Consider the following 8,441-nt stretch of genomic DNA (forward strand, 5'->3'; position numbering starts at 1 on the left):
GAGACGGTAAGTACCTTTTCGACAGCGTCGGGAACGTTCTGGATCGCCTGGGGGCCGCCGAGAGCCAACCGCATCAGATAGCCGGGCAGCACGCACAACAGAAGGTCGGCCAGGGTCGCCGAGTCGAGTGGGCCGTGGTCGCCGTGTGTCGATCTCGTATTGTCCACCGCACCGTCGGATCGAGGGTGCGCGTCTGCGCTCAACTTCGCGAAAGCGCTGGCGGTGGCGTCGCGCAGGTGGCTGGCCAGTGCGGGGTTGCGCAAGGCTTCCGACCAGACCAGCAGGGCGATTGCGGCGAAGCCGTCCTCGGCGTGGCGGCTGGTGACGAACTCGAGCACGCTCGCGATGGCCGCCGGGGGGCTGGCGCCATCATCGATGGATTGCCGGATGACGGCGACGACCTGCTCGAGATTCTCGGCAGCGATCGCCTCGATGACCGCGTCCTTGCTGGGAAAGTAGCGGTACACCGCGCCGGAGGACATTCCGGCCTCATCGACGAGGTCCTGCATGGAGGCGGCGTGGAAGCCGTCGCGAACGAAGCAGCGCCGCGCAGCCGCCATGACGTGGGCGCGGCGCTCCGCACGGTATTCCGGCGTTACCTTCGGCATAAGATGACCATATCGCAAAAAAGCATGATCGTTCGCGTTTGACAAGCCCGTCACTGTGGAACACCATAAAAGCGGACGTTCGTTCGCGGATTTGCCGGTATCGGCTTACCCAAAGGAGACGACAGCTGATGAGTAGTGCAACCGACTTCGGCACGTTCGGCCGGTTCGTGGAAACGCCGGTCGACGAGATGGCATCGGCGATGAAGCAGGCCTACGACTTCACCCGCAAGCTGCGGGGACTGGTGCCCGGTCCGCACAAGATCTGGCTAGCCAACCCGACTTTGTCGACCACGATTGTGCCGACCGGCGCCTATTTTCAGCGCCACTCCACGTTGAGCAAGGCTGAGATCGAAATCGCCACCCTTCTGGTCACCGCGCGATGGCGCAGCGCCTACGCCACCTACGAGCACGAGATCATCGCCGAGCGCGACGGCCACCTCGACCCAGCACGGGTCGAAGCGATCATCGCTGGACAACCGGCGTCGTTCGACGACCCGCGAGAGCAGGTGGTCTACCAGTTGGCGTCAGCGTTGATCACGGCGCGGGTGGTGCCGACGGGGCTCTACCGGCGCGCCAGGGACCTGTTGGGCGACGCGGGCATCGTCGATGTCGCGGTGCTGCTCGGCTGGTTCACCATGGTGTGCATGACGCTGGGCGCCTTCGACGTGCCCGCCAATGCCGAGGGACTGGACCAGTGACCGGCGCCCTACCCGGCCTGGGCGGTCGCCGGGACCTGGCTGATCGGGACGCTCTCGACGATGCGGCGCGGGAGTTGTTCGACGACATCACGGGTACTGCCGTGGCGTGGGCCCGACGCAACGGATTCTCGGCGGCCACTTCCGAAGGGCGGCTGATCGGGCCGTTCAACCCAAGCCTGCTCAACCCGGGAATCGCCGCCGCCTTCCTGAAGCTGCAGACAGCCGAACAGCAATGCACCTCGCTGGACGAATGCATCCGCCAGGTGGTGATCCTGACCGTCGGCTCGGTGTGGCAAGCCCCGTACGAGCTGTACGCCCACTCCGCAGTCGCCCGGCACGGGGGATTGTCGGAGTGGGTGATCGCCGAACTGGTCGCCGGTAGCGAACCCGAGGCGCTCACCGACCACCAACGGACCGCCCACCGCCTGGCCCGGGCACTGTCCACCGCCCATCACGTCGACGACGGGCTCTACGGCCAAGCGACGCAACGGTTCGGCTCCACCGGGGTCTTCGACATCACCATGCTGACCGGCATTTATCACACTGTCTGCGGCATCCTCAATGTTTTCGCGATTACCGCCCCCAACCACCACCAGCGCTGACCCGTACCCGTGCGCCAGCCCGCCATCCAACTCGAGGACGACCATGTCTCTTCCGCCCCTGCCCGCTGTGACACTCACCCCCGTCGCCTACTTCCCCCAGAAGTACTTTCTGGAGAACCTCGCCGTGCGCGCCGACGGCTCGCTGCTGATCACCGCCGTACTGCAGCGAGAACTGTGGTGGATGCCGCCGCCCCAGCCCGGCGGGCTCGTAGACCCCGTCCTGGTGCACACCTTCGATCACCCCGTCACCGGGATCGTCGAGGTCGCGCCCGACATATTCGTCATCAACCTCACCGAGGCCTACACCACCGGCGAATCACACCTGGCGAGAGTAGATTTCACCGACTGGTCACCCCGACAGCCGGTGACCCCGCAGGTCATCTACACCTTCGACGAGCGGGCCCGCGGACTCAACGGCAGCTGCCTGCTCGGGCCGGGGGTGCTGGCGGTCGCCGACTGCTTCGCCGGCCTGATCTGGCGCGTCGACCTCGCCCGGGACGCTCGGCACGCCACCGCGCAGGTGTGGCTCGCCCACGACACGATGGCCTTCGACCCTGACAGCGACGTACCGCCGCCGCCACAACCGGGCGTGAACGGCGTGCGTTACAGTCCGCACACCGGCTACTTGTACTACACCTCAACGGCACAGCAGGTGTTCATGCGGGTGGCGGTCGACCCGTCGACGCTGAATCCGGGTTCGTCAGCAGAATTCGTCGCCGCGATCGATAACGCCGACGATTTCTGTCTCGACGACCAGGCCAAATTTGCCTACATCACCAGACACCGCGCCAACACCATCGATCGGACACCGTTAGAGCCGCGGCACGGCAGCGAGGTCCGCCATATCGCCGGAAACCCCTTCGACGACAACCTGATCGGGCCGTCCAGCGCCGCCTGGGGCCGCGCAGACGGCGATCGCGGCCGGATCGCCTACGTCACCACCGACGGCGGCACCACCGCGCCTCCGGATGGAGTCGTTCGGCGCGCCGCTGTGTTACGTGTCGAAATCGATTAGCCCGCAACGACGCCGATGAGCTCGGCGGAAGCGTGACCCGGCACATCGTCACAACCAACCAGGCGTCAATCGACACCAGCGTCGACGGGCACGGGCCTGCCGTTGTCGTTATCCCGTCCTACGGACGCGACGCCGGCGGTGACTTCGACCCGTTGACCACCGCGCTCGTCGCCGCCGGCTACCGGGTGCTGCGACCACAGCCTCGCGGCGTCGCCGGCTCTTCCGGACCGATGAGCGGTATCACCTTCGCCGACATGGCTGGTGATATCGCGGCGGTGATCGACGACCTGGCCGACGGACTTGCAGTCATCCTCGGGCACGCGTTCGGCAACTTCGTCGCCCGGGCTACCGCCGTGCACTATCCCGACATGGTGGCCGCGGTGATCCTGGCCGCAGCGTCCGGAAGAACCGTTGACCCGCAGATCAACTCAGCGCCGATACGCGCCGGTGATCTCACGTTGCCCGACGCCACCCGATTAGCCGCGCTGCGGCTGGCCTTCTTCGCAGTCGGCCACGATGCCGCAACCTGGCTGACCGGCTGGTATCCCGACACCCTTGCCATGCAGGTGAACTGCGTGCAACGCACCGATGTCGCGCGCTACTGGGGTGCCGGGGCCGCACCGGTGTTCGAGATCATCGCCGACCTCGACCCGTTTCACCAGCGCGACGAATGGGGCGATCTGCGCGCCCGCTACGGTGACCGTGTCACGACCACGGTCATCGACGACGCCAGCCATGCCCTGTTCCCAGAGCAACCTCATGCCGTTGCCGCCGCGGTCATCGACTACCTGCGTACGGTAAGCACCCAGCGGTGATAAGCAAGCTATTTCGGCGCCGCCAATTCCCCTAAGTTCCGCAGCGACGATCCGATCACCTCGCGCTGCATGTCCAATCGCGCGGCTTCACCGTCCGGGATTTCAACGTGCACAGAAATTGTTGTGCCGCCGCCGATTGCGGGTTCGAGGTGCCACTGGAACACCAGATCGGACACCATGCACGAGATGGTGACACGCCGGTCGTGGGACTCAGCCTCCAAAGACTGCGGCATCGGGAAGTCGGGATAGCCCTCGACGAACATCGTGTAATCCCCCTGTCCGCCGGGGATCGTCGACGCGATTCCAGTCCACCAGTCCGGAAACCGCACAGGGTCGTACAGCAGCATCCAGACGTCTTCTGGCGTGGCGGAGGTCTGCGTCGAATCATCAAAGCTGGGCATGTCTGCTCCCGTTGTTGAGTTGGGCAAGGTCGGCAAGGACGCTGTCAAGCTCTTCGGCCGGCGAGATCTGGCCGATCACAGGCCGTCCCAAGTCAGCCAGCGCGGCGGTCGATCCACTGGCATCGGCGTCGGCGATTCGGCGTCGCCAACCAGCGGCCGCGCGCTCCAGATAACGTTGAGCCTGAGGTCGATCGCCTTGCGCTGTGGCGATCAACCCGCGCACCAACGCCATTCGCGCGACTAGTGTGTCGGGCCAATCGGCGCGCCCGACGGGCTCCAGCGCGGTGGCAGCGAGCTCCTGTTGGGCGTCCGCGAGCCGGCCCAGACGAGTAAGCGCCTCTGCGCGCTGGAGATGGGCCAATGGCCGCCCAATCGAGGCGCTTTCGGCATGCAAGGCGTGCGCGAGGCACAGAGCCGCTTCTTCGTAGTGTCCGGCCCGCAGCAGAATCCGGCCCGTTTCGGCATCGGCAGTGGCGGCGAGTTCAGGGCCGCCGATACGCTCCGCCAATCGCTGCGTCGATTTGGCGACACGCAACGCCTCGGCGTGCCGGCCGAGGCGTGACATCAGCCAGGCGCGGGACAATTGCACATCGGCCTCGATCGCCAGCGGCAACCTACCCGCACTGGGCACCGTTCCGATTTCGTCGAGCAGTTGAAGGGCCTCAGCGTAGGCGCCGGTTGATGCCAGACCGGCCGCGGAGTTCAGCAGCGATCCGTACATGAGATCCAGCCGTCCGATCGACCGGGCGATCGCGGCAGCCGCCCGCCCGGCGTCGCCCACCTCATCGAGGCGGCCTTGACGGATGTGGGCCAAAGTCCGGGCGATATGGCGGCGGATGTCGCGGATCGGGTCGGTGGGCAGCCGTCCGCACTGTGCGTCGATGCTGTCCAATAGCTGTTCGCAGGCTTGCGGATCGCCGGCCATCGCCTCGCAGAGTGCGAGGAATGCTTGCGCCTCAAGCCGCAGCCGCAACGCCGAGACACCGGCGCTGTCAATGACTTCCAGTGCCGTGCTGACGGCATGACGGGCAACCAGGGGCCGGCACAGCGGGCCGGTGTTGCACTCGGCCCAGCGGATGTGCGCGGTCGCGACACCGAGTTGATCCTCGGCGTCCTCAAGGGCGTTCACCGCGCGTTCGAACCGCTCCTGCGCCAGGTCGGCCATCCCGCGGTGCGCGGCCACACCAGCAAGATCCAGCACGATGTCGACGTTGGAAGGCTGCAGACCGGACGCCTCAGTAAGTAATTCTTCGGCGCGGCTGAGCGCGCCCAGCGAAAGCGCGTGATTCGCGGCGCGCACCAACAGCCGCGCCGCCCCGTCGCGGTCACCGGTCGCGAGTAGATGCCGGGCGGTCTCGCCGGCCAGCTCTGGCAGGCCGGTCTCGTCGAGATCAGATGCCGCCGCGGCGTGCAGCCGGATCCGTTGCAGCTCCGGCAGACTGGCGTAGTAGGCATCCCTTACCAACGCGTGTCGGAAATCGATTTTCCCGTCAACGATCTGCAACAGTCCAGCATTGCTCGCGCCTTCGAATGTCGCGTCCAATTCGGCATCGTCGCTGGGCCGGGTGCGGCGTCGGGCGTCTTCGATGCTCAGCGCGCGCCCGGCCACCGCCATCACCTCGCACAGCGCGCGCGAGGACACCGACAAGTGACTGCGGGCGGCCCGCACGGTGGAACTGAGCCCTTGGGCACCGTCGGGATCACCCCGCTTGATCGCGCGTGCCGACTCTACGGCCAACAGCGCGTTGCCGTCGGCCTGAGCAACCACCTTGCTGATCGCGTCGCCATCGACGAGCCCGGCGCTGCCCGCAATCTCCGCAATGTCGCTATCGGCAAGAGGCCTCAGAGCGATATCGGCCAGCACTGCCGCGCAGTGCCGCGCCTCGTGCTCGGCGTCGATGAGTGCGGCGGGCAGCGGACGGTCGCGTCGGGTCCACACGAGGAGCACCGGCAGGGTCTGTACCCGACGGCACGCGCGGGTGAGCACCAACGCGCTGGCGTCGTCACAACCGTGCATGTCCTCCATAACAGCCAGCACCGGTGCCGACGCTGCCGCGTATGCAAGAAGATCCAACAGTCCCTCAGTGAGGCGAGCCTGTTCGAAATCGGGCGGGCCGGGTGCCGCAGGTTGGATCAGCGTCGGCAACAGCGGAGCGAGCGCCGTGGTGAACGGCTCGCCGTCAGGAACGCCGCCCAGGCCACGCAGCAGCGCACTCGCCAGTTCTGCCCATGGCCAGTACGGCGGTGAGCCGATTGAGCTCGTCACGCCCAGCGCGGTCAAACCCCGTGTGTGACCAGCTAATTCGATCAGCTCGGCGACGAGACGCGTCTTTCCGATGCCGGGCTCGCCGTGCACGATGACCACCCCGCCGGCGCCGGAACGCGCTGAGCTCCACGCCCGTCCCAGCGATCGGAGCTCCCGGTCACGGCCTATGAGGGCGGTCGTCGCCAGCCGATGTAACTGCGTTGATGCACGCGGTGTTGGATGCTGATGCTGCTGGCTGCTGCGAATCTTCTGGGCCAGCTGCCAAGTTTCATCCGAGGGCGCGATCTTCAGCTCGTGGCGGAGCCGTTCGACGATACGCGCGTAAACCGCAAGCGCCAGCGAACGGTCCCCGGCCTCCTCGTAACGGCACATCAGCAGACGTGCGCACGTTTCGGACAGTGGATTCAATTCCGCAGCGTGCCGGGCGCGCTCGACCGCCAACGCTGAATCGCCGTTCGCAGCCGCCTTTTCAGATTGGTCCTTCAGCAACTCGGTCACCCTGTCGCGGTGTGATTCCCGCGCGAGAATCGCCCACTCGTCATCAAGGCCGGCCAGCAGCTCGCCCGAAGACATGGCCAGCGCCTCATCCAGACGGTCGTCGGCGACCAGCTCGTCGAACCGCGCGACATCCAATTCGACGTTGCGTATTCCGATCCGGTTACGTGAGGTGTCCAGCACCGAGTCGGCGTGCTGACCGATGGCGCGGCGCAACGCCCAGAGCGCCGTGCGCATACTGCTGCGGGCGGCTGAATCAGGAACATCCGGCCACAGCGCTGAGGCGATCTCCGAACGGCTCCGCGGCCCAGCGTGAATAGCAAGCCACCCCAGCAGCGCCACCGCCCGCAGGCTTTCGGGTAGGGCTACCGCGACACCGTCGACGTCGATGCTTATTCCGCCCAGCACGCGAACCGAGACCGACACGCTGACCTGGTCGGTGGGCATCGCGTCCTCCAATGACCCCTTGGCAGCAAAGCCTAACAAGCAATAAGCAAGTCCGTCACTACGCGCTCGTTATCGATTGACGGTGAATTGACGATCCGTTTTCAACACTGTGCTCGACATGTTGGCCGGCCGAAAAGACCGGTAATCACTAGTAGGAGGTTCGGATATGTCGCTCATATCACCGGCATGGCGGCCAGGCCGCGCATCGGTTCGGCCGAGAGCCGCCCACAAGCGGCGCATGCGAGCCGCAATCCTCGTCACCGAGCACGACGTTGCGGTGAGCCCGCCGCCGGTGGCGTCGGCCGCAACGGCCAGCCACCGGTTGGCCGGACTTGGCCGTACCCTTACCGCGTTGACAGCACCTCGACCTCACGTCCGGCGCCGTGAACCCTCGTATCTGGAGGCGGCCCGGATGTCCCGCGAAATGGGCCGACTATGACTGCGCCGATGTCCGGCTCTCCGAGACAGGCTGCTGGACAATGAGCTTCGAGTCGTGCGGCCAACTCGACAGCGCTGCCAAGATCCGGCCTGCGGTAGATGTGGCGGCATTGCCGCTGCCGCCGCACAATCCACTGTCCTGCCGGCAACGGCTGAGGGCCTTGCGGGTGTTCCACACCGGCCAGGAGATGCTGCGGGATACAGGCGGACCGGTGACCAGCGTCGGGGTAGGCCCGAAGCGGCTGGTCCCACCGATGGTGCTGGCCACATCTCCGGCCGCAATCCGCGACGTCTTGGGACGCACGGATGCGTTCGTCGACAAAATGAGCCTTCACGAGGAGATGCGTCATTTGCTCGGCGACAACATGTTCGACCTCCCGCACGAACCGTGGCTTCCGCGCCGGCGAGCCCTGCAACCGGTCTTCACCAAACACCACGTGCGGGCTTTCGGCGGCGACATGTTCCGGGCCGCCGACACTGTCGCTGCAAGCTGGCGCGAGGGCGGCGAAATCGATCTTGACGCGGAATGCCGCCGGCTCACCCTGCGCGCATTAGGCCGCTCAGTGCTGGGCTTAGACCTCGACGAATACACTGAGGCGGTCGCCGAACCCATTCGGGTCGCGCTGACCTACATTGCCGACCGAGCGGTGCGGCCC

Annotated in this window: 7 protein-coding genes and 1 pseudogene; 5 read left to right on the forward strand and 3 right to left on the reverse strand. The window is 66.2% G+C overall.

Going from position 1 to position 8,441, the window contains the following annotated elements; translation table 11 throughout:
- Nucleotides 1–608, reverse strand: a 608-nt coding sequence (locus tag WA317_RS02870; RefSeq protein WP_425171602.1) for a TetR/AcrR family transcriptional regulator, incomplete at its 3' end; no start/stop codon positions are given.
- Nucleotides 609–736: 128 nt separating this feature from the next.
- On the opposite strand from WA317_RS02870, the gene WA317_RS02875 reads away from it, so the two are divergent.
- From WA317_RS02875 to WA317_RS02890, 4 genes are read left to right on the forward strand one after another with little or no spacing between them, the layout of a single operon-like run.
- The gene (locus WA317_RS02875) at nucleotides 737–1,306 is read left to right on the forward strand and encodes a carboxymuconolactone decarboxylase family protein (RefSeq protein WP_425171603.1); all 570 of its coding nucleotides are present in this window, start codon (nucleotides 737–739) and stop codon (nucleotides 1,304–1,306) included.
- On the forward strand, nucleotides 1,303–1,908 hold the full coding sequence (locus tag WA317_RS02880) for a carboxymuconolactone decarboxylase family protein (RefSeq protein ID WP_425171604.1): 606 nt from the start codon (nucleotides 1,303–1,305) through the stop codon (nucleotides 1,906–1,908). The genes WA317_RS02875 and WA317_RS02880 overlap by 4 nt, the downstream gene beginning before the upstream one ends.
- A gap of 43 nt (nucleotides 1,909–1,951) precedes the next feature.
- Entirely contained in the window at nucleotides 1,952–2,923 is a 972-nt protein-coding gene (locus tag WA317_RS02885) for a hypothetical protein (RefSeq protein ID WP_425171605.1), read from the forward strand.
- A 32-nt stretch (nucleotides 2,924–2,955) separates the two neighbouring features.
- A complete protein-coding gene (locus WA317_RS02890; protein ID WP_425171606.1) occupies nucleotides 2,956–3,738 on the forward strand; it encodes an alpha/beta fold hydrolase in 783 nt (260 codons plus the stop codon).
- An 8-nt stretch (nucleotides 3,739–3,746) separates the two neighbouring features.
- Here the strand turns inward: WA317_RS02890 and WA317_RS02895 are convergent, their stop codons facing one another.
- Together WA317_RS02895 and WA317_RS02900 are read right to left on the reverse strand one after the other, a co-directional pair.
- The gene (locus WA317_RS02895) at nucleotides 3,747–4,139 is read right to left on the reverse strand and encodes an SRPBCC family protein (RefSeq protein ID WP_425171607.1); all 393 of its coding nucleotides are present in this window, start codon (nucleotides 4,137–4,139) and stop codon (nucleotides 3,747–3,749) included.
- Entirely contained in the window at nucleotides 4,126–7,347 is a 3,222-nt protein-coding gene (locus tag WA317_RS02900) for an ATP-binding protein (RefSeq protein WP_425171608.1), read from the reverse strand. The genes WA317_RS02895 and WA317_RS02900 overlap by 14 nt, the downstream gene beginning before the upstream one ends.
- 479 nt (nucleotides 7,348–7,826) lie before the next feature.
- On the opposite strand from WA317_RS02900, the pseudogene WA317_RS02905 reads away from it, so the two are divergent.
- Nucleotides 7,827–8,441: pseudogene (locus WA317_RS02905) on the forward strand (cytochrome P450); the annotation flags it as partial.

It is taken from the genome of Mycobacterium sp., from assembly GCF_049802695.1.
GTDB lineage: Bacteria > Actinomycetota > Actinomycetes > Mycobacteriales > Mycobacteriaceae > Mycobacterium.

Coding starts and splice junctions, on each gene's coding strand:
- WA317_RS02895 (WP_425171607.1), bottom strand. CDS start 4,139: ATGCCCAGCTTTGATGATTCGACGCAGACCTCCGCCACGCCAGAAGAC.
- WA317_RS02900 (WP_425171608.1), bottom strand. CDS start 7,347: ATGCCCACCGACCAGGTCAGCGTGTCGGTCTCGGTTCGCGTGCTGGGC.
- WA317_RS02875 (WP_425171603.1), top strand. CDS start 737: ATGAGTAGTGCAACCGACTTCGGCACGTTCGGCCGGTTCGTGGAAACG.
- WA317_RS02885 (WP_425171605.1), top strand. CDS start 1,952: ATGTCTCTTCCGCCCCTGCCCGCTGTGACACTCACCCCCGTCGCCTAC.